The sequence below is a fragment of the Streptomyces sp. NPDC026538 genome, from assembly GCF_055567535.1.
The window spans coordinates 747,797-773,152 of record NZ_JBVHQG010000002.1 but is presented as its reverse complement, the minus strand read 5'-3'; the positions used below and the strand labels follow the sequence as shown (position 1 = coordinate 773,152).

Genomic DNA, 25,356 nt, shown 5'->3' with positions numbered 1-25,356 from the left:
CCCTCCAGTGGGCCTCAGGAAGGGCGGGTGTGGATGGGCAAGGTCGGGCGGGTCCTCGGCGCGGCGCTGCTGATCGCGATGGGTACGACGGGGCGGGCCGGTGCCGAATCCGGCCCCTCGCTCTGGGCGGGGAGCTGGGAGGCCGCGCCTTCCGGTACCGTCCGCGCGGTGCCCGGCGCCGCCTACCGCAATGTCGTTCATCTCAGCGTCGGAGGCAGTGCGGTACGGGTCCGGATCAGCAACCGGCTCGGCAGCGCACCCCTCCGGCTCGGCGCGGTCACCGTCGCGCTGCGCCGGGGCACCGGCGCGGACGCCGTACCCGGGTCCATGCGCGGCGCCACCTTCGACGGCGCCGGCACCGCGGTCGTACCGGCCGGAAAGGACCTGGTCAGTGACCCGGTGCCGCTCGCCGTCCCGGCCGCCGCCGATCTGCTGGTCACCGTCGAGACCCCGGGCGACTCCGGTCCCGCCACCTATCACCGCGTCGCGCTCCAGACCAGCTACCTGGCCAGGCACGGCGCCGGCCGGGCCGCCGACGAACACGGGACCGCGTACACCGGGACCACCGGGAACTGGTACTACGTCGCCGGTGTCGACGTGCGCGGCGTGGCCCTCGGCACCGTGGTCGCCTTCGGTGACTCCCTCACCGACGGCAACGGCTCCAGCTTCGGCACCAACCACCGCTGGCCCGACCGCCTCGCGGAACGGCTGCGCCCCTTCCGGATCGGAGTCCTCAACGCCGGGATCTCCGGCAACCGGCTGCTGCTCGACAGCACCGGAGGACCGGGCGCCCTGAACCGACTGGACGCCGACGGGCTGACCCGGGCGGGTGTCCGGACCCTGGTCCTCCTCGAAGGCATCAACGACATCAAGGGCAACCCGGAGGCCACGGACCCCGCCGACTTCGTGCGGGCGTACCGCGCGATCGTGGCCCGCGCCCACGCACGCGGAATCCGGGTCGTGGGCGCGACACTCACGCCCTACGCGGGGTTCAGCGGCTACACCGACGCCCGGGAGGCCGTACGACAGCGGGTCAACGAGCTGATCCGCACCCGGAACGTCTTCGACGCGTACGTGGACTTCGACGCCGTCGTCCGCGATCCGGAGCAGCCGACGCGCATCCGGCCCGGCTACGACCCCGGCGACCATCTGCACTTCAACGACACCGGCATGCGCGCCCTGGCCGCCGCCGTCCGGCTCGGCGACCTGCTCTGAGCCCCCCCATGCCGCCGGGTGCGCGTCGTACGGCGTCCACCACGCCGCGGCGGCCCGCACCAGCCACGAACCCGGCACCCCGGGCACCGGTACTCCGCGCAGGCCGAGCGCCAGCACCAGGCCGACCAGCAGGAGTTCCCCTGCTCCCATCCGCCCGGCGTGCCGCGCGGGTCAGTCCCGGGCCACCCAGCCCCGCTCGTAGGAGTGCCAGCCCAGTTGCAGCCGGGTCGTCACCCCGGCCAGTTCCATCAGCCGTCTCACCCGGCGCTGCACGGTCCTGAGGCCCAGGTCGAGCTGTTTGGCCACGCTCACGTCGGTCAGCCCGGCCAGCAGCAGCGACAGCACCTCCAGATCGGTGGCGTCGGGGGCGTCCGGCCGCTCCTCGGTCACCCCCGAGGCACCGAGGCGGAGCGGCAGCGCGGACCGCCACACCGACTCGAACAGTTCGGACAGCAGCTCCAGCAGGCCGCTGGCGTGCACCACCACCGCGGCGGGCTCCGAGGTCTGCGAGGTGAGCGGGACCATCGCGAGGGAGCGGTCCGCCACGACCAGCTTGGTCGGGACCCGGTCCACCACCCGCACCTGCTCGTCCCGGCCCAGTGCCGCCGTCAACTCCGTGATCCCGTGCGGCAGATCGAGCACCGCGCGCTCCACCACCACCCGGTAGCGCACCCCCCGGCCGGCCGCCTGTTCCTCCGCCTCGTTCTCCATCCCGGAGACCACCATCGGGTTGCCGGTGACCAGCGCGCACACCTCGTCGGCGGCCCCCAGCTGGAGCTGGAGGAACCGCTGGGCGACGGCCGGGGCGCCGGTCACCACCTCGACCAGGTCGTGCACCGCCGGCTCGGCGGCCGCCGCCCGGTACTCCTCGGCCAGCAGCGCCGCCGCCAGCTCCGCCTTATCCAGTTCGTGCCGCTGCTGGGTGAGCAGCGCACCCAACGCCACCCCGGGCGGCGCCGCCACCCAGCGGCCCGGCCGGCCCGAGGACTGGGCCGCCAGGCCGTGCCGCTCCAGCCGGCGCAGCGCGCGCTCGGTGTCCGGCTCGGCCAACGTCAGGCGCCGCGCCAGATCGGGCACATCGGCGGCGCCCACGGAGACCAGCGTCCGGTACGCCGACTCGTCCCTCTCGTCCAGACCGAGCGCTGCCAGCATCGACCCGCGTCCCTCCCTCGAAGTCGGGCGTCGTGGCGGGAACTGGCCACGGCGCAAACCCGCCGCAGCACATCATCGCCGTACCGGCGGTCACTCTGCCAAGATCACGTCAGCGCAGCACCTTCACCGGGGATCCGGATCCGCGACGCACAGCTGGTCGCAAGGATCGCCCGTCACAATCTGGCCTCCGGCCGACGCGACCGCGTCCGGCCGTGCGAACGGTGGCCCGGGGCCCATGACGCGCGCACGCGTAGGGGATCTGGGGCCGGGTCACTCAGGTGTCGCCGGGTGGTTCTCCCGTGGGGGGTGGGACCACCCGGCGACTCACACGTGTCACGGGCACCATGCCCCTCACGCGTGTCGTCGACTCTCTTTCCTCGCACGGGTGTTCAGCGCGTCACTCGCCACGCCGTTCGACACCGGTTCGGGTGCGGGATTTTCCCGATGCCCCGTTTTCATCCGGGCCGTGCGGTGGACAATTAGGGGCATGAGTCAGCCAGGGGGTAGGCCCACCCGTCATGAGGACGACTGGTGGGGGCAGTTGTACGACGACTCCACCGAGGACACCGGCCCCACGGCCGCACCCGATTCCCTGGACGACCGCTTCGCCTCGGCGAAGAAAACGGTGGCGGGACGGGGACGGGGACGGGGACGGCGGGGCGTCACGGAGGAACCGGGCACCGAGCCACCCGACCCACCGGCCGCATCGGCCCCACCGAGCGCGCCGGTTCCACCGGCATCGCCCGTCCCATCGGCACCGCCGGTTCCATCGGCACCGCCGGTTCCATCGGCACCGCCCGTCCCACCGGCCGTGCCGGTGCAGCCGGGCCCGTCCGGGCCGCCGGCCGTGCCGGTCCCGTCGGCCGCTCGGGTGCCGTCGCCCGGCCCGACTGCCCCGCCGGTCCCGACTGCCCCGCCGGTCCCGACTGCCCCGCCGGTCCCGACGGCCCCGCCGGTCCCGACGGTCCCGCCGACCGTGCCCGCGCAACGCGCGCCCGCCGGCCCCACCGACGCAGCGGGTGAGAAGGCCGCCACCGTCCGCAAGCCCTGGCCGTGGGACGAGGAGGACCCGGAGTTCCCGGAGGCGGACGACGACGCCTGGGCGGACTCCCACCCCGCCACCCGCCCCGACCTGGCCACGCTCCCGCCGCACTCGGCCCCGGCAGCCGCCCCGGTCTCCTCCGTGGACTACGTCGGCTCCGGCCCGCCCACCTACGACGCCGAACCCACCGCCTTGCCCGCCGCCGACCCCGACGAACTCGACGACCTGGTCGCCGACACCGTGCTGGACGGCGCCCGCTACGGCACCTGCACCCTGCGGGCCGTCTCCCAGCGCGGCGACTCCGCCCGGTACCGGGGCGAGCCGCGCCGCGACGCCCTGCTCACCGCCCGGTTCGGCTCCGGCGACCAGGCACTGCTCCTGGTCGCGATGGCCACCGGCGCCCGGGCCACCCCCGGTGCCCACCGGGCCGCCGCCGAGGTCTGCGAGTGGATCGCCCGGGCGGTGGGCCGCAGTCACCAGCGGCTCACCGAGGACATCCAGGCCGCCCGGCGCGGCGACCTCAAGTCCGGGCTGCACCGGCTCACCGACCGCAGCCTCGGCAAACTCCGCGCCAGCGCCGCCGAACAGGGCGTCGCCGCCGAGGAGTACGCGGCCAGCCTGCGCTGCCTGCTCGTCCCCGCCCATCCCCAGTGCCGTACCCGGGTCTTCTTCGGGGTCGGGGAGGGCGGGCTGTTCCGGCTCCGGGACGGCGAGTGGCAGGACATCGAACCGCACGTCGACACCGACACCGTCGGCGAGGCCGTGGTCGGCTACGGTTCGCCGCCCGCCGAGACCCCGGAGGGCGACCGGCTCACCATGGACCTAGGCATCCCGACCCCGCCGAGCCCCTACGAACCGGCCCCCGAACCGCCCCGCGACCCCTTCCTCTTCCGGGCCTCGGTAGCCCGCCCGGGTGACGCTCTGGTGATGTGCAGCGGAGGGCTCGCCGACCCGCTGCGCGGCGAGCCCGCCCTCTGCGCGTATCTGGCCCGACGCTGGTCCGGCCGTACCCCGCCGGGCCTCGCCGCGTTCCTCGCGGACACCCAGGTACGGGTGAAGGGCTACGCCGACGACCGTACGGCGGCGGTCGTCTGGGAGGCGTGAGGCCGGTCCCTGTGCGTGGATGGGAGGTATCCGCCCACAGGGAAGGGGCACCCGTCCGCCATGGCCAAGCAGAACGTCGCCGAGCAGTTCGTCGACATCCTCGTCCGCGCCGGAGTGCGCCGCCTCTACGGCGTCGTCGGCGACAGCCTCAACCCGGTGGTCGACGCCGTCCGCCGCAACTCCGCCATCGACTGGATCCACGTCCGCCACGAGGAGACCGCCGCCTTCGCGGCCGGCGCGGAGGCCCAGGTCACCGGGAAGCTGGCGGCCTGCGCCGGCTCCTGCGGACCGGGCAACCTGCACCTCATCAACGGCCTGTACGACGCCCACCGTTCGATGGCCCCGGTGCTCGCCCTCGCCTCGCAGATCCCCTCCAGCGAGATCGGCCTGGGCTACTTCCAGGAGACCCACCCCGACCGGCTCTTCCAGGAGTGCAGCCACTACAGCGAGCTGATCTCCAGCCCCAAGCAGATGCCCCGGCTGCTCCAGACCGCCATCCAGCACGCGGTCGGCCGCAGCGGGGTGAGCGTGGTGAGCCTGCCGGGCGACATCGCCGACGAACCCGCCCCGGACGAGCCCGTCGAGAGCGCGATCGTCACCTCCCGGCCCACCGTCCGCCCCGGGGACGAGGAACTCGACAAGCTGGTCGCGATGATCGACGCGGCGGACAAGGTGACGCTCTTCTGCGGCAGCGGCACGGCCGGTGCGCACACGGAGGTCATGGAACTCGCCGGGAAGATCAAGTCCCCGGTGGGCCACGCCCTGCGCGGCAAGGAGCACATCCAGTACGACAACCCGTACGACGTCGGCATGAGCGGACTGCTCGGCTACGGCGCCGCCTACGAGGCCACCCACGAGTGCGACCTGCTGATCCTGCTCGGCACGGACTTCCCGTACAGCGCCTTCCTCCCCGACGACGTACAGATCGTCCAGGTCGACGTGCGCCCCGAGGTGCTGGGGCGCCGGTCCCGTCTCGACCTCGCCGTGTGGGGCGATGTGCGCGAGACGCTGCGCTGTCTGGTGCCGCGGCTGCGGACCAAGGAGAACCGGCGGTTCCTCGACCGGATGCTCAAGAAGCACGCGGACGCGCTGGAGGGGGTGGTGAAGGCGTACACCCGGAAGGTGGAGAAGCACGTCCCGATCCACCCCGAGTACGTGGCCTCCGTACTGGACGAACTCGCCGACGAGGACGCGGTGTTCACGGTCGACACCGGCATGTGCAACGTCTGGGCGGCCCGGTACATCTCGCCCAACGGCCGCCGCCGGGTGATCGGTTCCTTCTCGCACGGCTCGATGGCCAACGCGCTTCCGATGGCGATCGGCGCGCAGTTCACCGACCGGCGACGGCAGGTCGTGTCGATGTCCGGGGACGGCGGCTTCGCCATGCTGATGGGCGACTTCCTGACCCTCGTGCAGTACGACCTGCCGGTGAAGGTCGTGCTGTTCAACAACTCGGCGCTCAGCATGGTCGAGTTGGAGATGCTGGTCGCGGGCCTGCCCTCGTACGGCACCACCAACGTCAACCCCGACTTCGCCGCCGTCGCCCAGGCCTGCGGTGCCTACGGGGTACGGGTCGAGAAGCCCCGGCAGCTCGCCGGTGCGCTGAAGGACGCCTTCAAGCACAAGGGTCCGGCCCTGGTCGACGTCGTCACCGACCCCAACGCGCTGTCCATCCCGCCGAAGATCAAGGCCGACATGGTCACCGGCTTCGCGCTCTCCGCGTCCAAGATGGTCCTCGACGGCGGCGTGGGCCGGATGGTCCAGATGGCCCGCTCCAATCTGCGCAACGTGCCGAGGCCCTAGCTCACCCCTCGACCGGCACCCACTGGCGGACGCCGTTCACGAAGCCGTACCAGTACTCCGGCAGGCCCTTGATGGAGCTGGTGCGGAACGGCCGGCCGTGGTCGTCGATCCGGACCGTGCCGGAGCGGCCCTGTGAGGACCAGTCCAGTTCGAGGTACCAGCGGCAGTCGCAGCCCTCGGTGCGCGCGTTGACGCGGAGCACCTCCGGGTCCGTGGACGAGACCCGGTAGGGCAGCCGCATGGTCGAGACGGTCTGCCCGTCCGGGCCCTCACCGGCCACCGGGCGGGCGAGGGGGCGGTCCTTGTCCAGGTCGACGTCGAAGTAGCGCGGGGTGAGCCCGCCGCCGCAGCCGTCGGCCATGGAGTAGGCGATACCGGGTGCGGGCGCGCTACGGCCGACGACCCGCACCCGCAGGTCCTCCAGGACGACGGCCGTGGACGAGCGGCCCTGCACCGAGATCTGGACGATCGTGTCGCGGCCGTGCACCGCGTTCTGGGTGGCCGCCCAGGTGCCGGCGTCCTGCGGGACGGGCGGCGGCGGAACCTGCGCCGGCTGCTTGTCGATGACGTAGTCGTGGTCGCAGCCCAGCTCCCACACCTGGGAACTGGCGGTCCAGGCGAGCGGGACGCCGGTCGGGGCGGGGCTGGTGGGCGTGCTCGGGGCGGAGGACGACGGGGTCTTGGTGCCGTCCGGCGCCGCGGACGGCGAGCGGTGGACGGGTGAGCCGGAGTCGTCCGGTGTCGGGCCGGTGGGTGTGGGGTCGTGGCGCCGGGCGTCGCCGGCGGCGGTCGTGGGGGAGGAACCGGGGGCCCGGGCGGAGGTGCCGGCAGGCGGCCGGTCGTCCGAAGGGGCGATCAGACTGCCCAGCGTCACCAGGAGAACGACGGCCACGGCCGAGCCGACCAGGGTGCGGCGACGGCGGTACCAGGGGCGGGGCGCGGGCGTGGGCCCGGGCCGCGGTACCGGGTCTTCTTCTCCGCTCTCGGCCGCGGCTTCCGGGGTTTCCGGTTCCGCTTCGGTCCGCTCCGAGACCTCCGGAGTCGTCGGTCCGGGTTCCTGAGTCCCGGTGTCCTCCGCCGTCCGTGGCCGCTGCCGTGCCGCCACCGCCCGTAACCAGCGCTCGTGGAGTTCGAGCCGTTCCGCCGGGCTCGCCCCGCAGAACGCGGCCAGGCGCTCGACCGGAGCGAAGTCCAGCGGCACCGCCTCGCCCGCGCAGTAGCGATGCAGGGTGGAGGTGTTCATGTTCAGGCGGCGGGCCAGCGAGCCGTAGCTCCGGTCCGTACGGTCCTTCAACTGCCGCAGCAGCGCCGCGAACTCCTCGACGTCCTCGCGCACGGGCACCTTCCCCCGGTCGTCCGTATCCCAGGCACTCATATACCTGCACGTCAACAGGGCTGGGATGGTTCCAGGCCGGCGGAACGGGCGGTGACCGTTGCGGTTGCCGCAGCCGGCAGCCGATGCTTCTGGTGTCGCACCGACCAGGGCCGGACCGACCAGCCGGCGCCGTCCGCGGCATCCCACACCCATGCACCGATCCGACGGGGGACCATCCATGCCCAAGCGCACCCGAGCAGGCGCGCTCACCGTACTCGCCGGCGCCGCACTGGCCGTAGGCACCACGCTCGCCGTCCCGGCGGCGGCCGCCCCGAAGCCGCCCGGCTTCCTCGCGGCGGCCGACCTGCCGCCGCACCCGAGTTCGTCCTGGACGGCCGGCAAGGTCACCGCGGGTGTGCCGGAGGCGGTCAGGCAGGACACCTGCCTGGGCATCGCCCTCGGCGGCGGCCGGAACACCTGGTACCGGGAGTTCCGGACCGATCTCGACACCAGCGCCCGCCAGGTCAGCGTCGAACTGGCCGACGTCCGCGCGGCGAAGGGCCGGGTCGCGAAGCTGGACGAGGACATCGTGTCCTGCGCGGACCGGATCGAGATGGAGGACCCGGAGACCCGGGCGGACTTCCAGGACCACGGCGACCTGCCCGTCGGCGACGGCGCCCACGTCTACGCCCTGCACACCGAGACCTCCTGGGGCGCCAGTGACATCCGGCTGCTGTCGCTCGGCCGGGAGGGGAGCACCGTGACGGTCGTGGACTGGGGGCAGCTGGGCGGCTTCCAGGACGCGCCGGTGAAGGCGTTCAAGAAGACGACCACCACGGCCGTGAAGAAGCTCCACTGAAGGAGGGGGCCGTCCTCCCGCTCGGGGGAGGGGAGGACGGCCCCGACGGCCCCGACGGCCACCACGCACCGACCCGGTACCGAAGACCGGTACCGAAGCCCGAACACAGAAGACCAAGCAAAGAAAACGGGGAATCAGACATGAGCACCAAGACCCGCACCGTCCTCACCGCCGGCGTGCTCGCCGTGGCCCTCGGTCTCGGCTTCACCGCCCAGGCCTCGGCCGGCGCGCCGCGCAGCGTCGCCGGCAACCCGTCCGACAACCTCACCCGGATCGCCGACTTCTACGGCGCCTACATCGACGCCGAGAGCGACCTGGACGGAAGCGGCGACCTGCCGACCGCGCTGCGCGCCTACTACATCGCCCCGACCTACCTGAAGCAGCTGCAGGCCTGGGAGGACCGGGAGCACGCCGACGGGGTGCTGCAGGCCCAGAACACCCCGCTCAAGTGGAAGGTCACCGACAACGGCACGGCGAAGAACCACACCGAGGCCGTCGTCACCCTGACCTGGAGCCGCAACACGACCACGAAGCTGTTCGTCGACATGAGCCGCGGCTCCCACAAGATCATTCACATCGGCACCAAGGGCCTCGGGGTTAAGTAGGCGGAAGGGTAGGTTTCGGCCAGGTTCGCCGGTGCCGTGGACCGCGTGAAACAGCTCCGGGGGTTGTCCGAGGGGCTGTTTCACGCCGGGTCCCCGGCACCGTTGGCGCGTACGGGACCATCCGGGAGGCGACGTACGGGCCGGGGCCGGTTCAGGACATGGCCGAACACCCGGCCGTCATCGGCGTGACATGACTGGCCCGTGCCCGAGCGGGCATGGATCCCCGTGAACGTGTTCGACCAGGAGGGGAACCGGCAACAGCGCGCGGGCGGGGGTCATGAACAGTCAGGCACGAGGGGGCGGTCCCGTGGCCATCGGGGCCTCCTCGGCGCAGGCGGCGGGGGAAGAGACCGACACGAGGGAACGGGGACACCCGTCACAGCTCAGGTGCCGGCTGGGGCGGTCGGATCTGCGGGCGGTGCCCGAGGCGCGCCGGGAGCTGCGGGAACTGCTACGCCACTGGGGGAAACCGGGCCGTTCGGAGATCGCGGAACTGCTCACCAGTGAACTCGTCACCAACGCTCTCGTCCACACCGACCACGAGGCCGTGCTGACGGCCGTCGTAGGACCCAGCCAACTACGTGTGGAGGTCCGGGACTTCGTGGGCCGCCGGCCCCGCGTGTGCGCCCCGGACACCGGGGACGGCACCCACGGCCGGGGCATGGTGCTGGTCGACTCCCTCGCGGACGCCTGGGGCGTCCAGCCGCACGAGGTGGGCAAGTCGGTGTGGTTCGAACTGGACGCGGAGGCCGCCTGAGGCCGCCTTCCCACAACGGGACGGGGGCGTGACCCTGAAGGTCACGCCCCCGTCCCGAGGTGCCGTCCGGCAGCAGACGATCAACCGAACTGCTGCTCAAGGTCCTTGAGCTTGCGCTCCAGGGAGTCGAGGCGCGGCAACGCCATTGTGTCGTCCTCCGCGGTCAGGTCGACCGTGATCGGGTCAGACCCTTTGCGGACTGGCTGGAGGGAGGGCCGCTGGCGTACGGGCAGCTGCTCCGGCGCCGATATGGCAGGCTCCGCAGTGGGCTGGGAGGGACCGCGCTCGACCTGGTGCACCTCGTCCTGCCGGCCGCGTCCGACGAAGCCCCGGTGGCCGCGGCTGATGGCCTTGAGCTGGGCCCGCTCCAGACGGTCCTGCTCGCGGCGGCGCATGCGGTTCGTCTCCTTCTGCCGCTTGTCCTCGCGCACCTCGTCGACCGCCTCGTCCAGGCTGCGCACGCCCTCCAGGAGCATCAGCGACCAGGCCTTGTAGGTCTCACGGGGAGCCCGCAGCCAGCGCACGATCCGGATCTGCGGCAGCGGACGCGGCACCAGGCCCTGCTCCCGCAGGGCGGCCTTGCGGGTCTGCTTCAGCGCGCGGTCGAAGAGGACGGCCGCGGACAGCGACATGCCGGCGAAGAACTGGGGAGCGCCCGCGTGGTCGACGCCCCGGGGCGCGTGTACCCAGTTGAACCAGGCCGCGGCGCCCGCGAACGTCCACACGAGTATCCGGGAACCGAGGGCCGCGTCACCGTGGCTCGCCTCGCGGACCGCGAGGACGGAGGAGAACATCGCCGCGCCGTCCAGACCGAACGGCACCAGGTACTCCCAGCCGTCGGAGAGGCCGAGGTTTTGCTGGCCGAAGCCGACCAGACCGCGGAACGAGAGCGCCGCGGCGACCGCCGCGGAGCAGAACAGGAGCGCGTAGGAGACGGTGCCGTATATGGCCTCCTTGCGCCTGCGGCGCTCCTCGCTACGCTCCCACGAGTCGTCCTTCGCGTGCTCCCCGCCGGACCGCTTGGAGCGCGCGAGCACCGCCACCGCGACCAGCATGCCCAGGAGCAGTACGGCGCCGGGAAGCAGCCAGTTCAGCGATATGTCGGTCAGTCTCATCTAGGGGTCCCTTGCATTGGGATAGGGCGTATCGCCCGCCATAGTGGCCCAATCCCGCCGGCCCTCAGGGGGTTTCGGGGCAAGAGGCCGCCAAGGAAGTGCAAGGGGTTGCCCCAGGGCGGCATTCTGCTCGAACTGCCGCGTGAGGGGCGGGAGTTGAGTTCGAGTAAGAGTACCCATACGGGTGGTTCCTCGGAAAGTTCCTGCGGCAAGTGAGGAAGTTGTGAATTCCCTGTCGGCGCAAGGGTGATCCCGCCCTCGGTGATCTTAGTGGATCCCGTGGGGTGCTCCGTCCCGGGGGGCCTGAGGGTGCCTCAGGCCGCTGCGGCCGCCGCGAGTTTGGCGATCCGCTCGTCGTCGCAGGTGCGCGGGCAGGTGGCGCAGGTGTCCTCGGGGCGCAGCGTGTAGTACATGCAGCAGCTCGCCCGGTCCCGGGTCGGCAGCGGCTCGCCCGCCGGGCCGGCCAGTACCCGGAAGGCGGCCGAGCCGACGTACGGCTTGGTGGCGCCGGGCAGCAGCCGTTCGAGTTCGGGTACGGCCCGCTCCTCGTCGCCGAGCCGTCCGGCGACGTACCAGAGCCCCTCGACGATCTCGTCGGTCGCCATGCCCCACAGCGCGCGCCCGCGCCGCCGCATCGGCGGCCCGAAGGCGCCGAGGACCGGTTCCAGGTGCTCGGCGACGGCCGTCCGCACCTCGGCCCGCAGCGCCTCCTCGTCCGCGACGACCACCGCGCCGGGCAGTGCCGCCGCCGGGTCGCCCGGCAGGCAGGCGAAGGAGGCGACGCGCACCGCCATGCGGCCGGCCACCCGGTCGTACGAGACATGCGTCACGGGCAGTCGTGGGACCCGGCGGTCCAGGAACCAGGGGAGGGTGATCAGGAGGCAGGCGGCCCAGCCGTAGCGGTGCAGGCCGAAGGTGGCCACCACGTCCGGGCGGCCCGGCTGCCCGTAGTCCCGCAGGATCTGGTCCTCGTCCCAGGCCAGGAAGGCGTCCAGACCGGCCCCGCCCGCCGCGAGCTCGGCGGCGCCGACCCAGTCGCCGCCCCTGGGTGCCGGCTCGCCCGGGCCCAGCTCCGTGACCACCAGGTCCGGGCAGACCCCGGCCAGGCGGGCGTATGCGGCGGAGACGGGGGAGGGCATGGGCTACCACCGATCGGGTGCGGGCCGACTGCTGGATAAGTAAGGCTTACCTTACCCATTCATTCGGAAATTTGAACTATCGCCCGGGGCGCCTAAGGTGCTTGACGGACAAGTAACAACCCACCGTTAATGGCCCAAGTCCCGACGAGTCGGAGGAGGACCCGTGAACCATCGCGCGCACCCGGCTCCGGCCGAGACGGCCAGGGTGCCGGCGCAGACGCGGTCCGAGGAGTCGGCCCGGGAGACGGGCGGACATCCCGCCGGCGCGCCGGCCGCGCGCGGCGAGCACACGCACTGCGAACGGCCGATCCCGCAGCCCAGGCCCGCCGTGCAGCGGGCGTCCGTGCGCGGACAGATCCTGGACGCGTTGCGCACCGCGCTGGCGAGCGGCGAGCTGGCGCCCGGTGAGGTGTACTCGGCGCCGGCGCTGGGGGAGCGGTTCGGGGTCTCCGCGACGCCCGTGCGCGAGGCGATGCAGCAGCTGGCCCTGGAAGGCGCGGTCGAGGTCGTGCCCAACCGCGGGTTCCGGGTCGTGCGGCGGGGCGCCCGGGAACTCGCCGAACTGGCCGAGGTGCGGGCGCTGATCGAGGTGCCGGTGATGATGCGGCTGGCGCGCAGCGTGCCGGCCGAGCGGTGGGCCGCGTTGCGGCCGCTGGCCGAGGAGTCGGCGCGGGCGGCGGCGCTGGGGTGCAGGGCGACCTACGCGGAGGCCGACCGGGCGTTCCACCGGGCGGTTCTGGCCCTTGCGGGCAACGAGCAGTTGGTGCAGATCGCGGAGGACCTGCACCGGCGGGCGGTTCCGCTGAGCGGGGGCCGGGCCGACCTGATGGCGGACGCGGGTGAGCACGCGGCGTTGCTGGAGGCGTTGATCGCGGGGGAGCTGGACGCGGTGCGCCGGTTGGTGACCGGGCATTTCGCCACCGCGGGTTGAGCGGCGGAGGGTTGTTTTCGCGGCGGCTCGCCGTAGGGGTCGCGGCCGGCGCCCGGGTGCGGGTGCGTCGTGGCTGGTCGCGCCCGCGGCGGTAGCCGCATATCGATACGGCCCCGCGCCCCTGAAGGGCAGCTACAGCTGGAGGGTGACACCGGTGGATGACACCCCCAGCACCCGGCGTAGGCGGCTCAGTTGCCCTGTGCCGTCTTGTCGTACGCGTCGTGCCACGCGGCCTTCGCGCCGGAGTCGCCTATGCGGTAGACGTCGACGACCGCACCGGCCGCCACCGCCACCGACAGCACGCCCACCGCGACCCGCACCGGAAGGGCCGACAGGCGTGCGCCCCCGCTGCGGTCCGACTCCTGCCCGCCGCGCCGGGTCGCCCACCACACGACCGTGGCCAGCACGAACAGACCCAGCGCCCACGGCAGCAGTCCGTCGCCCAGCTCGGTGTGCCGGCGGACCAGGGCGTCGTCGGTCACATGCCGCTCCAGCCACTCGCCGGCCTGCGTCGCCAGCGGCACGCTGACCAGGGCGACCAGGGCGAGTGCGGGCAGCAGCACGCCCAGCCGCCGCGCGGCACGGGGCCACAGCGCGGCCGCCACCAGGGCCAGGGCGGTCAGCGGAACCAGTATGACGACGATGTGGACCAGCAGGACATGGGCCGGCAGGCCGTTGATGGTGCTCATGGCGAAGCGCTCCTGAGGAGGTCGGGGCGCGTCAGCCTGGCACAGCCAACTCTCAGTTTCCTCTGAGGCGGGTCTCAGGCGGTCGCCGCTCCCGGGGCGGGTGGTGTCAGCTGTCGCGCCAGCCAGGTAGGGACACCCCCCAGCAACCTGAACAGCCGGCCCGCCTCCTCCCGCAGCCGCGACGCCTCCGGCTCCGGCTCCGTGTCGGCCAGGGACGCGAGCGCCGGTGCCGTGCCCACCAGGTAGCCCAGCTCCTCCCTGATCCGCAGCGACTCCGCGAAACCGTGCCGTGCCTCCGCCAACTCCCCTTCGCGCAGCGCAAGTCCGGCCAGATGGCGCCAGGTGGAGGACAGCAGCAGCGGGTCGGCGTGGGCCGTGGCGGCCGCGTGGGCCCGTCGGTAGGCCGCCCGCGCCGCCTGCGGGGAGCGGGTCAGGTTCTCCGCCAGCAGACCCCGGCGGAAGTCGAGAAGGGCCCGCCCCGGCGCCCCCGGAGGGATCAGCGCCGCCGCCCTGCCGAGCGCGGCCCGCGCCTCGTCGGCCCGGTCCCGCACCCCGTGCAGCGTGGCCGCGTAGGCGAGTTGGCCGCGCTCGCAGGCGGCGGCGCCCCGTTCCTCGTCGGTGCGGGCCACCGCCTCCGCCGTCCGCAGCGCGTCCTCCGCCTCTCCCCAGCCGCCCTCGGTGTAGAGACACCGTTCGACCATCAGCCCCGCCCGCTGCAGGGAGGACGTCGGCGTGTCCGTCGGCAGCAGTGCCGCCGCGTCGGCCCAGCAGGCCCGCGAGCGCAACCGCCATACCGCGGTCTGGAGCGGATCGTCACCGGCGTTCGTTCCGTTCCCAGACATGGCGGGATACGCCACGTTGCCCTCCCCAGGGTCCTGCCCTTCGGCTCAGCCCGGGTTCGCGGGGCGTGGCACGCGCAGCCGCGGCGTCGTCGGTCACCGACGCTCCGCGTCGGCTCCCTCCTCCGCCTTGCAGCTGCACGCACCACGCCCCGCTCATCGGTGTCACGAGGCGGGGTGCCTCGACACCGACCTGTTCCGAAGGGCAGGCCCAGCGCGCCGTCGAGCTGTGAAGTGGTGGCCGCATTCCAGCATCGATCGCCACGCGGGGCCAAGAGGGTGGGTGAATAATTTCACAAAGTCGTGGGACGGCGAGGGCACTTGGCGCGAGCCGGTCGCACGCCCGCGTGACCTCAGCTCATCCGCAACGCCAAGAAGAAATCGAGCTTGTCCTCCAGCCGGGAGAGGTCCCGGCCCGTCAACTGCTCGATCCTGCCCACGCGATAGCGCAGCGTGTTGACGTGCAGGTGGAGCCGGGTGGCGCAGCGGGTCCAGGAGCCGTCGCAGTCGAGGAACGCCTCGAGGGTCGGGATCAGCTCGGCACGGTGCCGGCGGTCGTAGTCGGTGAGCGGGTCCAGCAGGCGGGCGGTGAAGGCGCGACGGACGTCGTCGGGGACGAAGGGCAGCAGCAGGACGTGCGAGGCCAGCTCCTGGTGACCGGCCGCGCAGACCCGGCCGGGGCGGGCCGCGGCCACCCGGCGGGCGTGCCGGGCCTCCTCCAGGGCCCCGCGCAGCCCCTCCGCCGAGTGCACGGCCGCACTGACGCCGAGGGTGACCCGGCCGTCGTCGTCCAGGCCCGCGGACAGGGGGCCGCGCACCGTCTTCAGGAGGGCGTCGGCGTGCACACCGGACTCCGAGCCGTCGTGCTCGGTGGAGACCGCGGGGAGCGGGACCAGGGCGACCGCCTCGTCGCCGGTGTGGGCGACCGCTATCCGGTCGGACGGCTCCGGGCCGGTGGCCAGCGGGTCGACCAGGATCTCCTCCAGGAGCGACTGCGCGACCGGACCGCCCTCGACCTCGCCTCCGTCCCATTCGGCGCGGGCCACGACCACCTGCCAGTGGGGGGCCGCGCCGAGGCCCGGCAGCAGGACGGGCGCGGCCACCCGCAGACGCGCGGCGATCTCGGCCGGGGCCGCGCCCGTCTGGACCAGCTCCAGCACCTCCTGGGCGAGCCGGCGCCGTACCGTACGGGCCGCGTCGCGGCGGTCGCGCTCGACGGCGATCAGCTGGGTGACGCCCTGGAGCAGGTCGAGGCGCTCGTCCTGCCAGTCGCTCGCGTCCGCCTCGACGGCCAGCAGCCAGTCCGAGAGCACGGTCTCGCGCACGTCCCGGGAGCCCTGCGGGGAGCGCCCTCCTCCGGCTACCGCCGGGCGGTGTCCCCAGGAGCGGATCGGGAAGAGCGAGTACGTGCTGCCGTCGAGGAGGACCCGGTGCGGGCCCCGGCGGCCGGTGCGGGTCGCGGCCAGGTGCTCGGCGGCCAGCCGGGCGCAGGCGTCGGCCGGCAGCGCGGGCCCGGACACCTTGGAGCCCGCGATCAGCCGGCCGGTCGGGGAGAGCACCCAGGCCCGCAGGTCGAGGTCCGAGCCGAGCAGGTCCAGGACCACGTCCGGGCCGCCGCCCGCCGGACCCGAGGTCATCATGCGGCGGTGCCGGTCCACGACGGCCGCGAGGTCCCCGGCCCGCTCGCCGCTGACCTGCCGTACGACATGCTCGGTGATCGTCGCGAACGCCACCGACTCGTGCACCGCGAAGAGCGGGAGGCGGTGCTGGGCGCAGGCCACCACCAGGTCGTCCGGGATGTCCCCGAGTTCGGCCTCGCCGGCGGCCAGGGCGGCCACCCCGGCCTGCGCCAGGAGTCGTACGAACGGCTCGGAGTCCGCGGCGTTCCGGCGCCAGGCCAGGCCCGTCAGCACCAGCTCACCGCCCGAGAGGTAACGGCTGGGGTCACGCAGGTCCGTCGTCATCACCCCGCGCACGGTGCGGTCCAGCTCGTCCTCGCCGCCGAGCAGCCGCAGGCCCAGCGCATCGGTGTCCAGCAGTGCGCGCAGCCGCATCTCGTCGCCGCCGTTCTCTGTCTCGAAATCTACGATGGATCTTGCAGTGTCATGGATGGGGCGCCCGGCGTGCGAGGTCACGGGCCGCGATCACGAGGTGCCTGGGCGTTTCCTGCGTTTCCACAGGAAAACCTGGAGGTTACTGATGACCTCCGTTCATACGAATCTACAAGATGCCCGTGCTGGCCAGCCAACTCCTTCATGGTTTCGGTGACTGACCCCACTGGAGTACGGGGCGGTGTACTGACCTCATTGCGCGTTAACAGGACATGAACGAGCCGGGCCCGCCGCACACGGATTGGCTCAATCCGCACGACTCACGAGACTCACGAGACGGAGAAGAGAGCCGGTCATGGACTTCCTTCGCCCCGCCAGCTGGGAGGAGGCGCTCGCCGCGAAGGCCGAGCACCCCACCGCAGTGCCGATCGCGGGTGGCACCGATGTGATGGTCGAGATCAACTTCGACCACCGCCGGCCCGAATACCTCCTCGATCTCAACCGCATCGGCGATCTCTACGAATGGGAGGTCGGCGAGGAGGGCGTACGGCTCGGCGCCTCCGTGCCGTACACCCGGATCATGGAGAACCTGCGCGCCGAGCTGCCGGGCCTGGCCCTCGCCTCGCACACCGTCGCCTCCCCGCAGATCCGCAACCGCGGCGGCGTCGGCGGCAACCTCGGCACCGCCTCCCCGGCCGGTGACGCCCACCCCGCGCTGCTGGCGGCCGGCGCCGAGGTCGAGGCCGAGTCGGTGCGCGGCACCCGGCTCATCCCCATCGACGACTTCTACACCGGAGTCAAGCGCAACGCCCTGGCGCCGGACGAGCTGATCCGGGCGGTCCACGTGAAGAAGGCCGACGGACCCCAGCAGTACTCCAAGGTCGGCACCCGCAACGCCATGGTCATCGCCGTGTGCGCCTTCGGGCTCGCCCTGCACCCGCGGACGCGGACCGTGCGGACCGGGATCGGTTCGGCCGCTCCCACGCCGGTGCGCGCGAAGACCGCCGAGGACTTCCTGAACGCGGCGCTCGACGAGGGCGGCTTCTGGGACAACGGAAAGATCATCACACCGTCGGTCGCCAAGCAGTTCGCGGACCTGTGCGCCGCCGCCTGCAACCCGATCGACGACGTCCGGGGCACCGCGAGCTACCGCCGTCACGCGGTCGGTGTGATGGCCCGGCGCACGCTCACCTGGACCTGGGAGTCGTACCGCGGCACCACCTATCAGAAGGGGAGTGTCGCCTGATGCGCGTCAACCTCACCGTCAACGGACGTCCCCAGGAAGCCGACGACGTCTGGGAGGGCGAGAGCCTGCTCTACGTGCTGCGCGAGCGGCTCGGTCTCCCCGGTTCCAAGAACGCCTGCGAGCAGGGCGAGTGCGGATCCTGCACCGTCCGGCTGGACGGCGTGCCCGTGTGTTCCTGCCTGGTCGCGGCCGGTCAGGCCGAGGGCCGCGAGGTCGTCACCGTCGAGGGGCTCGCGGACCACGCCCGGCAGCGCTCCTGCGGCGACGCCCACGGGACCTCGCCGGACGCGGCCCGGGGCTGGCAGGCCAAGGGCACCGACTCCCACACCGGCGGCGAGGGCACCCCGCTCTCCCCGATCCAGCAGGCGTTCATCGACGCCGGCGCGGTGCAGTGCGGCTTCTGCACCCCGGGTCTGCTGGTCGCCGCCGACGAGATGCTGGAGCACAACCCGAACCCGACCGACGCGGACATCCGCGAGGCGCTCTCGGGCAACCTGTGCCGCTGCACCGGCTACGAGAAGATCATGGACGCGGTCCGCCTGGCGGCCGCCCGGCAGGGAGAGGCGGTCTGAGCGACATGCCCACCATCGGCACTCCCACCAAGATCACCCAGGGCTCCCAGACCAAGGGCGGCATCGGCGAGTCCACGCTCCGCCCGGACGGCACCCTCAAGGTCACCGGAGAGTTCGCGTACTCGTCCGACATGTGGCACGAGGACATGCTCTGGGGCCAGATCCTGCGCTCCACGGTCGCGCACGCCGAGATCGTGTCGATCGACACCAGCGAGGCCCTCGCCCAGCCCGGCGTCTACGCGGTCATGACCTACGACGACCTGCCGACCGAGGTGAAGAACTACGGCCTGGAGATCCAGGACACCCCGGTCCTCGCGCACGGCAAGGTACGCCATCACGGCGAGCCGGTCGCGATCGTCGCCGCCGACCACCCGGAGACCGCCCGCCGCGCCGCCGCCAAGATCAAGGTCGAGTACCGCGAGCTGCCCGTCATCACCGATGAGGCCTCCGCGACCGCCCCGGGCGCCGTCCACATCCACGAGAACCGCGCCGACCACCACATCGGCCACGTCCCGCACCCGAACATCGTGCACCGCCAGCCGATCGTGCGCGGCGACGCCGACGAGGCCGCCAGGAAGGCCGATGTCATCGTCAAGGGCGAGTACTACTTCGGCATGCAGGACCAGGCCTTCCTCGGCCCCGAGTCCGGTCTCGCGGTACCCGAGGAGGACGGCGGTGTCCACCTCTACATCGCCACCCAGTGGCTCCACTCCGACCTGCGCCAGATCGCCCCGGTCCTCGGCCTGCCGGAGGACAAGGTGCGGATGACGCTGGCCGGCGTCGGCGGCGCGTTCGGCGGCCGCGAGGACCTGTCGATGCAGATCCACGCCTGCCTGCTGGCCCTGCGTACCGGCAAGCCGGTCAAGATCGTCTACAACCGCTTCGAGTCCTTCTTCGGCCATGTCCACCGCCACCCGGCCCGCCTCTACTACGAGCACGGGGCCACCCGCGAGGGCAAGCTGACGCACGTCAAGTGCCGGATCGTGCTCGACGGCGGCGCCTACGCCTCCGCCTCCCCGGCCGTCGTCGGCAACGCCTCCTCGCTCGGCATCGGCCCCTACGTCGTCGACGACGTCGAGGTCGAGGCCATCGCCCTCTACACCAACAACCCGCCCTGCGGCGCGATGCGCGGCTTCGGCGCGGTCCAGGCGTGCTTCGCCTACGAGGCGCAGATGGACAAGGTCGCAGCGCAACTCGGTATGGACCCGGTGGAGTTCAGGAAGCTGAACGCCATGGAGCAGGGCACCCTGCTGCCCACCGGCCAGCCGGTCGACTCCCCGGCCCCGGTCGCCGAACTCCTGCGCCGGGTCAAGGCGATGCCCCTGCCGCCCGAGCAGCAGTGGCTCTCGGCCGGCGAGCAGGCCGACGTGCGGCAGCTGCCCGGCGGCCTGTCCAACACCACGCACGGCGAAGGCGTCGTACGCGGTGTCGGCTACGCGGTCGGCATCAAGAACGTCGGCTTCTCCGAGGGCTTCGACGACTACTCGACCGCCAAGGTCCGTATGGAGGTGGTCGGCGGGCAGCCGGTCGCCACCGTGCACACCGCGATGGCGGAGGTCGGCCAGGGCGGGGTCACCGTCCACGCGCAGATCGCCCGTACCGAACTCGGCGTCACCCAGGTCACCATCCACCCGGCCGACACCCAGGTGGGCAGCGCCGGTTCGACCTCGGCCTCGCGCCAGACGTACGTCACCGGTGGCGCCGTCAAGAACGCCTGCGAACTCGTCCGAGAGAAGGTGCTGGAGCTCGGGCGCCGCAGGTTCGGTACCTACCACCCGGCCTGGGCCACGGCCGAACTGCTCCTTGAGGGCGGCAAGGTCGTCACCGACGGCGGCGAGGTGCTCGGCGACCTGGCCGACGTGCTCGGGGACGAGGCGGTCGAGGTCGAGGCGGAGTGGCGGCACCGGCCGACCGAGCCCTTCGACCTGCACAGCGGCCAGGGCAACGGCCATGTCCAGTACAGCTTCGCCGCCCACCGCGCGGTCGTCGAGGTCGACACCGAGCTGGGCCTGGTCAAGGTGATCGAACTGGCCTGCGCCCAGGACGTCGGCAAGGCGCTCAACCCGCTCTCCGTCGTCGGCCAGATCCAGGGCGGTACGACCCAGGGCCTGGGCGTGGCGGTGATGGAGGAGATCATCGTCGACCCGAAGACCGCGAAGGTCAGGAACCCGTCCTTCACCGACTACCTGATCCCGACCATCCTCGACACGCCGACCATCCCGGTCGACGTCCTCGAACTCGCCGACGACCACGCCCCCTACGGGCTCCGTGGCATCGGCGAAGCCCCGACCCTGTCGTCGACCCCGGCCGTCCTCGCGGCGATCCGGAACGCGACGGGCCTGGAGCTGAACCGCACGCCGGTCCGCCCGGAACACCTCACCGGCACCGGACCCTCCGGGGTCTGATCCGGTGAGTTCTCCTGGGGGACCCCGTCCCCCAGGACCCCTGAATGTTCGCCTCGGGCCGTCCCCCGGGTCGGGCACCTCCCCAAATCCCGCCATCGCCGAAGGCATGTCGCGGGTGCCCCTTTGAACCTTGGGAGTAGGCCCATATGACCCAGCAGTCACTGGAGCCGGAGACCGTCGCCGACGACGCGGGTGCGGGAACCCGCGTCCCGGCCGGACGATCCTGGCTCGACCGGTACTTTCACATCTCCCGGAGAGGCTCCACCGTCGCGCGTGAGGTCCGCGGCGGCGTCACCACCTTCATGGCGATGGCGTACATCCTCCTGCTCAACCCCCTGATCCTGTCCGGCAAGGACGCGGCCGGGGACACCCTCGGCCAGAAGGCCCTGATCACCGCGACCGCGTTCGCCGCGGCCTGCACCACGCTGCTGATGGGCTCCGTCGGCAAGGTGCCGCTCGCGCTCGCCGCCGGCCTGTCCGTCTCGGGCGTGCTGTCCTCGCAGGTCGCCCCGCAGATGACCTGGCCGCAGGCGATGGGCATGTGCGTGCTGTACGGCGTGGTCATCATGCTCCTGGTCGTCACCGGCCTCCGCGAGATGATCATGAACTCGATCCCGCTCGCGCTCAAGCACGGCATCACCATGGGCATCGGCCTGTTCATCGCCCTCATCGGTCTCTACAAGTCCGGCTTCGTGCACCAGGGCAAGGCCACCCCGCTCAGCCTCGGCCCGGCGGGCGAACTCACCGGCTGGCCGGTGCTGCTCTTCGCCGGCACCCTGCTGCTGATCTTCATGCTCCAGGCCCGGAACGTCCCCGGCGCCATCCTGATCGGCATCCTCAGCGGCACCGTCGTGGCCGCGGTACTCAACGGCCTGGGTGTCATCGACCCCAGGCAGTGGGCCAACGGAGCCCCCGAACTGCACGGCTCCGCCGTCTCCATGCCGGACTTCTCGCTCTTCGGGGACGTCGAGTTCGGCGGCTGGGGGAAGGTCGGCGCGATGACGGTCGCGATGATCGTCTTCACGCTGGTGCTCGCCGGTTTCTTCGACGCGATGGCCACCATCATCGGCGTCGGCACCGAGGCCGAGCTCGCCGACGACAAGGGCCGGATGCCGGGCCTGTCCAAGGCGCTGTTCATCGACGGAGCGGGCGGCGCGATCGGAGGGGTGGCAGGCGGCTCCGGGCAGACCGTGTTCATCGAGTCGGCGACCGGCGTCGGCGAGGGCGCCCGCACCGGACTCGCCTCGGTGGTCACCGGCCTGTTCTTCGCGGCCTGTCTCTTCTTCACCCCGCTCACCGCGATCGTCCCGCAGGAGGTCGCCTCGGCCGCCCTGGTGGTCATCGGCGCGATGATGCTGATGAACGCCCGGCACGTGGACTGGGCCGACCGGGCCACCGCCATCCCGGTGTTCCTGACGGTCGTGCTGATGCCCTTCACCTACACCATCACCACCGGTGTGGCCGCCGGCGTCATCTCCTACACCGCCATCAAGGCAGCTCAGGGGAAGACCCGGGAAATCGGAGGATTCATGTGGGGCCTGACAGTGATCTTCCTGGTCTATTTCGCCCTCCATCCCATAGAGAGCTGGCTCGGCGTCCACTAGGCGCTCCGCCAGTGCAGACGTGACGTGCCGGCGGTCGTCCGCGGGTCCGTCGTGGCTGGTCGCGCAGTTCCTCCCCCAGCGCCTCTTCGGGGGCGCATCTCCCCAACGTCGTCCGAAGGAGACCGAGAGATGCTGGACATCGCCGAGGAGCTGAACCGGTGGGTCGCGGACGGCCGTGACTTCGCCGTGGCCACGGTGGTGGCGGTCGGCGGCAGTGCCCCGCGCCAGCCCGGCGCCGCCCTCGCGGTGGACGCCGACGGCACCGCCGTGGGCTCGGTCTCCGGCGGGTGTGTGGAGGGCGCCGTGTACGAGCTGTGCCGGCAGGCGCTGGAGGACGGCGACACCGTCCTGGAGCGCTTCGGCTACAGCGACGAGGACGCCTTCGCCGTCGGCCTGACCTGTGGCGGCGTCATCGACATCCTCGTCACCCCGGTACGGGTGGACGACCCCGCTCGGCCGGTGGTCGAGGCCGCGCTGGCCGCCGCCGTGCGGGGGGAGGCGGCGGCCGTCGCGCGGATCGTCACCGGGCCACCGGAGCTGTCGGGCCGCGCCCTCCTTGTGGACGCCGACGGCGGCTACCGGGGCGGCTTCGGCGCCCACCCCGAACTGGACCGCACGGTGGCCGCCGAGGCCGGAGCCTTCCTGGACGCGGGCCGCACCGGCACCCTCGAGATCGGAGAGCAGGGCTCCCGCTGCGGAGCGCCGCTCACCGTGCTGGTCGAGTCCTCGGTCCCGGCGCCCCGGATGATCGTCTTCGGGGCGATCGACTTCGCGTCGGCGCTGGTCCGCGTCGCCAAGTTCCTCGGCTACCACGTGACCGTGTGCGACGCGCGGCCCGTCTTCGCCACCAAGGCCCGCTTCCCGGAGGCCGACGAGATCGTCGTCGAGTGGCCGCACACGTACCTGGAGCGCACGCGGGTGGACGGCCGTACGGTCCTGTGCGTCCTCACCCACGACGCCAAGTTCGACATCCCGCTGCTCCGGCTCGCCCTGCGCCTCCCGGTGGCGTACGTCGGCGCGATGGGCTCCCGCCGCACCCACCTGGACCGCAACCAGCGGCTGCGCGAGGTCGGTGTCACCGAGCTGGAGCTGGCCCGCCTCAGGTCCCCGATCGGCCTGGATCTCGGCGCCCGTACGCCCGAGGAGACCGCCCTGTCGATCGCGGCCGAGATCGTCGCCAACCGCCGCGGCGGCAGCGGAATCTCCCTGACCGGCGCCCACACCCCGATCCACCACGACACGGCGTCGACACCGACGCGGCGGATCGGGTCGGTGGCCTGACTCCCCCCGGGCCAGGCCACCCCGCACGGAGCGGAGCGCCCGGTCCGTTCCCCCGATCGCCGTACCGGTCCGGGCGCCAGGGGTCGATGGAAGCGCCTTCGGGGGCGTCGGACAGCGTCAAATGACGCATTCGGCGAGGGGAGTTCCGTTCTGATGCGTTCGCGGTGCACGTCTTCCGGCTTCGTGGCGCGAGCCCAGCGGGTCATTCCTCGGCCCAGCGCCGTAACCCCGCGAGATCGAGTACGACGGTGCGGCCCCGCCGGGTGGCCACCAGGCCCTCCTGCTGCATCGCCCGCAGGCAGCGCACCACCGACTCCCTGGACGCCCCGGTGGCGGCGGCCAGTTCACGCTGGGTGACCTGGACGGAGACGGCACCCGGCAGGGTCTCCGGCGCGGCCGAGCCGTACTGCGCGGCGAGCTTCACCAGCAGCCCGGCGACCCGGGCCCGGGTGGTGCGGGCGCCCTGTTCGGCGCGCAGCCCGTCGGAGTCCCGTAACCGGCCCACGACACTGCGCAGGACGGACAGACACAGTCCCGGGTCCCGTTCCAGGAGCCGCAGGAAGGCGTCCGCGGCGATCACCACGCCCTCCGAGCGGCGCATCGCGGTGACGGTCGCGCCCCGCGGGCCGCCGTCGACGCAGGCGAGTTCGCCGAGGAGTTCACCGGGGCCGCGCAGGGCGAGCAGGCTGGTGTAGCCGTTGGCCGAGTCGACCGTCGCCTTCACCAGACCGGCCGTCAGCAGGACGACGAAGTCGGCCTCCTCGCCCTCCCGCATCAGCACCTCGCCGCGGACCCACCCGCGCGGGTGCCCGGCCTCCCGCAACAGCTTGATCTCCCCGGGTGAGAAGTACGCCACCTCCGAGCCTCCCGGCCGCATCGACCCACGGTGACCGTTCGGCACCGGAGGGCCACTGTCCATCGTGCGGCCGGGATCTGCCAAGGGGCGGCCGCCGGGGGCGCCGCCTACGCCTTCCTGAGCAGCGCGTTGACCGCCCGCCCGAACACCGCCCGGGAGGCCCCGCGCACCAGCGGGTCGAAGGCCGACGGCAGCCCCCGCACCCGCAGCTCCTCGTGCCAGACCACCCGGGTACGGCCGCCCGGCCCCGGGTGCACCTCCAGTTCGGCCCAGCCGCGCACCACCCGGCCGTGCTTGACCAGGCGGCAGCGGCCGGAGCCGCCGTCCTCGGGGGGCTCCCAGACGGTCACCTCCATGGGGTCCTCGAAGGACAGCGGCCCGAGCCCGGACCGCGCCACGAAGACCGTGCCCTCGTGGGTCGGCGGATCGGTGAGCACGGTGATGCGGGTCAGAGGGACCGCATCGGCGTGCGCGGACCACTCCGTGAGCCGGCGCCACGCCTCGTCGATCGGCAGCGGAGCCGTGCGTTGGAGAAGGAAGGTGACCACGGAACGATCGTAGGGAATCGGCCAGGCTCCGCGGGGCGCACACCGCCTGTTCACAGGACCGACAGAAACGTGATGTCCGCCCTGCCGGCCGTCCGCTCCGGTCCCGACGACGGCCTCCAGGGCCGGTACACCTCTCCGGGTCCGGCCTTGCCGGGTGCCGGCGACTGGGGGACGGTCACGAAGGCGTACCCGCGCTCCTTGAGGGCGGGACTACGCGCACAGTGCATA

At 72.6% G+C, this 25,356-nt stretch carries 21 protein-coding genes; 12 read left to right on the top strand and 9 right to left on the bottom strand.

Going from position 1 to position 25,356, the window contains the following annotated elements:
* The first annotated feature begins 33 nt into the window (after nt 1-33).
* Nucleotides 34-1,215, top strand: a complete 1,182-nt coding sequence (locus ACZ4N4_RS10440; protein ID WP_467586646.1) for an SGNH/GDSL hydrolase family protein — start codon at nt 34-36, stop codon at nt 1,213-1,215.
* A gap of 171 nt (nt 1,216-1,386) precedes the next feature.
* Here the strand turns inward: ACZ4N4_RS10440 and ACZ4N4_RS10435 are convergent, their stop codons facing one another.
* On the bottom strand, nt 1,387-2,367 hold the full coding sequence (locus ACZ4N4_RS10435) for a helix-turn-helix domain-containing protein (protein ID WP_467586643.1): 981 nt from the start codon (nt 2,365-2,367) through the stop codon (nt 1,387-1,389).
* Between the two features lie 487 nt (nt 2,368-2,854).
* Here ACZ4N4_RS10435 and ACZ4N4_RS10430 point away from each other — a divergent pair, with 487 nt between their 5' ends.
* Both ACZ4N4_RS10430 and ACZ4N4_RS10425 read left to right on the top strand, forming a co-directional pair.
* The gene (locus ACZ4N4_RS10430) at nt 2,855-4,513 is read left to right on the top strand and encodes a protein phosphatase 2C domain-containing protein (RefSeq protein ID WP_467586640.1); all 1,659 of its coding nucleotides are present in this window, start codon (nt 2,855-2,857) and stop codon (nt 4,511-4,513) included.
* Between the two features lie 60 nt (nt 4,514-4,573).
* Nucleotides 4,574-6,316, top strand: a complete 1,743-nt coding sequence (locus tag ACZ4N4_RS10425; RefSeq protein ID WP_453566517.1) for a pyruvate dehydrogenase — start codon at nt 4,574-4,576, stop codon at nt 6,314-6,316.
* 1 nt (nt 6,317) lies between these two features.
* Here the strand turns inward: ACZ4N4_RS10425 and ACZ4N4_RS10420 are convergent, their stop codons facing one another.
* The gene (locus tag ACZ4N4_RS10420) at nt 6,318-7,691 is read right to left on the bottom strand and encodes a helix-turn-helix domain-containing protein (RefSeq protein WP_467586636.1); all 1,374 of its coding nucleotides are present in this window, start codon (nt 7,689-7,691) and stop codon (nt 6,318-6,320) included.
* A gap of 178 nt (nt 7,692-7,869) precedes the next feature.
* On the opposite strand from ACZ4N4_RS10420, the gene ACZ4N4_RS10415 reads away from it, so the two are divergent.
* From ACZ4N4_RS10415 to ACZ4N4_RS10405, 3 genes are all read left to right on the top strand, one after another.
* A complete protein-coding gene (locus tag ACZ4N4_RS10415) occupies nt 7,870-8,490 on the top strand; it encodes a hypothetical protein (protein WP_467586633.1) in 621 nt (206 codons plus the stop codon).
* 140 nt (nt 8,491-8,630) lie between these two features.
* Entirely contained in the window at nt 8,631-9,095 is a 465-nt protein-coding gene (locus tag ACZ4N4_RS10410; RefSeq protein WP_453566522.1) for a hypothetical protein, read from the top strand.
* Between the two features lie 307 nt (nt 9,096-9,402).
* Nucleotides 9,403-9,852, top strand: a complete 450-nt coding sequence (locus tag ACZ4N4_RS10405; protein WP_467586630.1) for an ATP-binding protein — start codon at nt 9,403-9,405, stop codon at nt 9,850-9,852.
* Nucleotides 9,853-9,932: 80 nt separating this feature from the next.
* Here ACZ4N4_RS10405 and ACZ4N4_RS10400 read toward each other — a convergent pair whose 3' ends face one another.
* Entirely contained in the window at nt 9,933-10,967 is a 1,035-nt protein-coding gene (locus tag ACZ4N4_RS10400; protein WP_450765193.1) for a DUF2637 domain-containing protein, read from the bottom strand.
* 314 nt (nt 10,968-11,281) lie between these two features.
* Entirely contained in the window at nt 11,282-12,106 is an 825-nt protein-coding gene (locus ACZ4N4_RS10395) for a (2Fe-2S)-binding protein (RefSeq protein ID WP_467586627.1), read from the bottom strand.
* A 163-nt stretch (nt 12,107-12,269) separates the two neighbouring features.
* On the opposite strand from ACZ4N4_RS10395, the gene ACZ4N4_RS10390 reads away from it, so the two are divergent.
* On the top strand, nt 12,270-13,037 hold the full coding sequence (locus ACZ4N4_RS10390) for a GntR family transcriptional regulator (protein WP_467586625.1): 768 nt from the start codon (nt 12,270-12,272) through the stop codon (nt 13,035-13,037).
* Nucleotides 13,038-13,225: 188 nt separating this feature from the next.
* Here ACZ4N4_RS10390 and ACZ4N4_RS10385 read toward each other — a convergent pair whose 3' ends face one another.
* The 3 genes from ACZ4N4_RS10385 to ACZ4N4_RS10375 form a co-directional block, all read right to left on the bottom strand.
* Nucleotides 13,226-13,726 (bottom strand): DUF2231 domain-containing protein, encoded by a 501-nt coding sequence (locus tag ACZ4N4_RS10385; RefSeq protein WP_467586622.1) that lies wholly within the window; start codon nt 13,724-13,726, stop codon nt 13,226-13,228.
* Between the two features lie 74 nt (nt 13,727-13,800).
* Nucleotides 13,801-14,568 (bottom strand): hypothetical protein, encoded by a 768-nt coding sequence (locus tag ACZ4N4_RS10380; RefSeq protein ID WP_453566533.1) that lies wholly within the window; start codon nt 14,566-14,568, stop codon nt 13,801-13,803.
* A 350-nt stretch (nt 14,569-14,918) separates the two neighbouring features.
* Nucleotides 14,919-16,619: a PucR family transcriptional regulator gene (locus ACZ4N4_RS10375; protein ID WP_467586620.1), complete on the bottom strand. Its 1,701-nt coding sequence runs from the start codon at nt 16,617-16,619 to the stop codon at nt 14,919-14,921.
* A 352-nt stretch (nt 16,620-16,971) separates the two neighbouring features.
* On the opposite strand from ACZ4N4_RS10375, the gene ACZ4N4_RS10370 reads away from it, so the two are divergent.
* From ACZ4N4_RS10370 to ACZ4N4_RS10350, 5 genes are all read left to right on the top strand, one after another.
* Entirely contained in the window at nt 16,972-17,862 is an 891-nt protein-coding gene (locus ACZ4N4_RS10370; protein WP_453566536.1) for an FAD binding domain-containing protein, read from the top strand.
* On the top strand, nt 17,862-18,434 hold the full coding sequence (locus tag ACZ4N4_RS10365; RefSeq protein WP_467586617.1) for a (2Fe-2S)-binding protein: 573 nt from the start codon (nt 17,862-17,864) through the stop codon (nt 18,432-18,434). Before ACZ4N4_RS10370 ends, ACZ4N4_RS10365 begins: the two co-directional genes overlap by 1 nt.
* 5 nt (nt 18,435-18,439) lie before the next feature.
* Nucleotides 18,440-20,839, top strand: coding sequence for a xanthine dehydrogenase family protein molybdopterin-binding subunit (locus ACZ4N4_RS10360; protein WP_453566540.1), 2,400 nt, complete (start codon nt 18,440-18,442; stop codon nt 20,837-20,839).
* Nucleotides 20,840-20,985: 146 nt separating this feature from the next.
* Nucleotides 20,986-22,443, top strand: coding sequence for an NCS2 family permease (locus ACZ4N4_RS10355; protein ID WP_467586614.1), 1,458 nt, complete (start codon nt 20,986-20,988; stop codon nt 22,441-22,443).
* Between the two features lie 129 nt (nt 22,444-22,572).
* Nucleotides 22,573-23,724: an XdhC family protein gene (locus tag ACZ4N4_RS10350; protein ID WP_467586611.1), complete on the top strand. Its 1,152-nt coding sequence runs from the start codon at nt 22,573-22,575 to the stop codon at nt 23,722-23,724.
* 202 nt (nt 23,725-23,926) lie between these two features.
* Here the strand turns inward: ACZ4N4_RS10350 and ACZ4N4_RS10345 are convergent, their stop codons facing one another.
* Nucleotides 23,927-24,580 (bottom strand): Crp/Fnr family transcriptional regulator, encoded by a 654-nt coding sequence (locus ACZ4N4_RS10345; protein ID WP_467586608.1) that lies wholly within the window; start codon nt 24,578-24,580, stop codon nt 23,927-23,929.
* Between the two features lie 107 nt (nt 24,581-24,687).
* Nucleotides 24,688-25,128, bottom strand: a complete 441-nt coding sequence (locus tag ACZ4N4_RS10340) for an SRPBCC family protein (RefSeq protein ID WP_453566548.1) — start codon at nt 25,126-25,128, stop codon at nt 24,688-24,690.
* Nucleotides 25,129-25,356 lie beyond the last annotated feature (228 nt).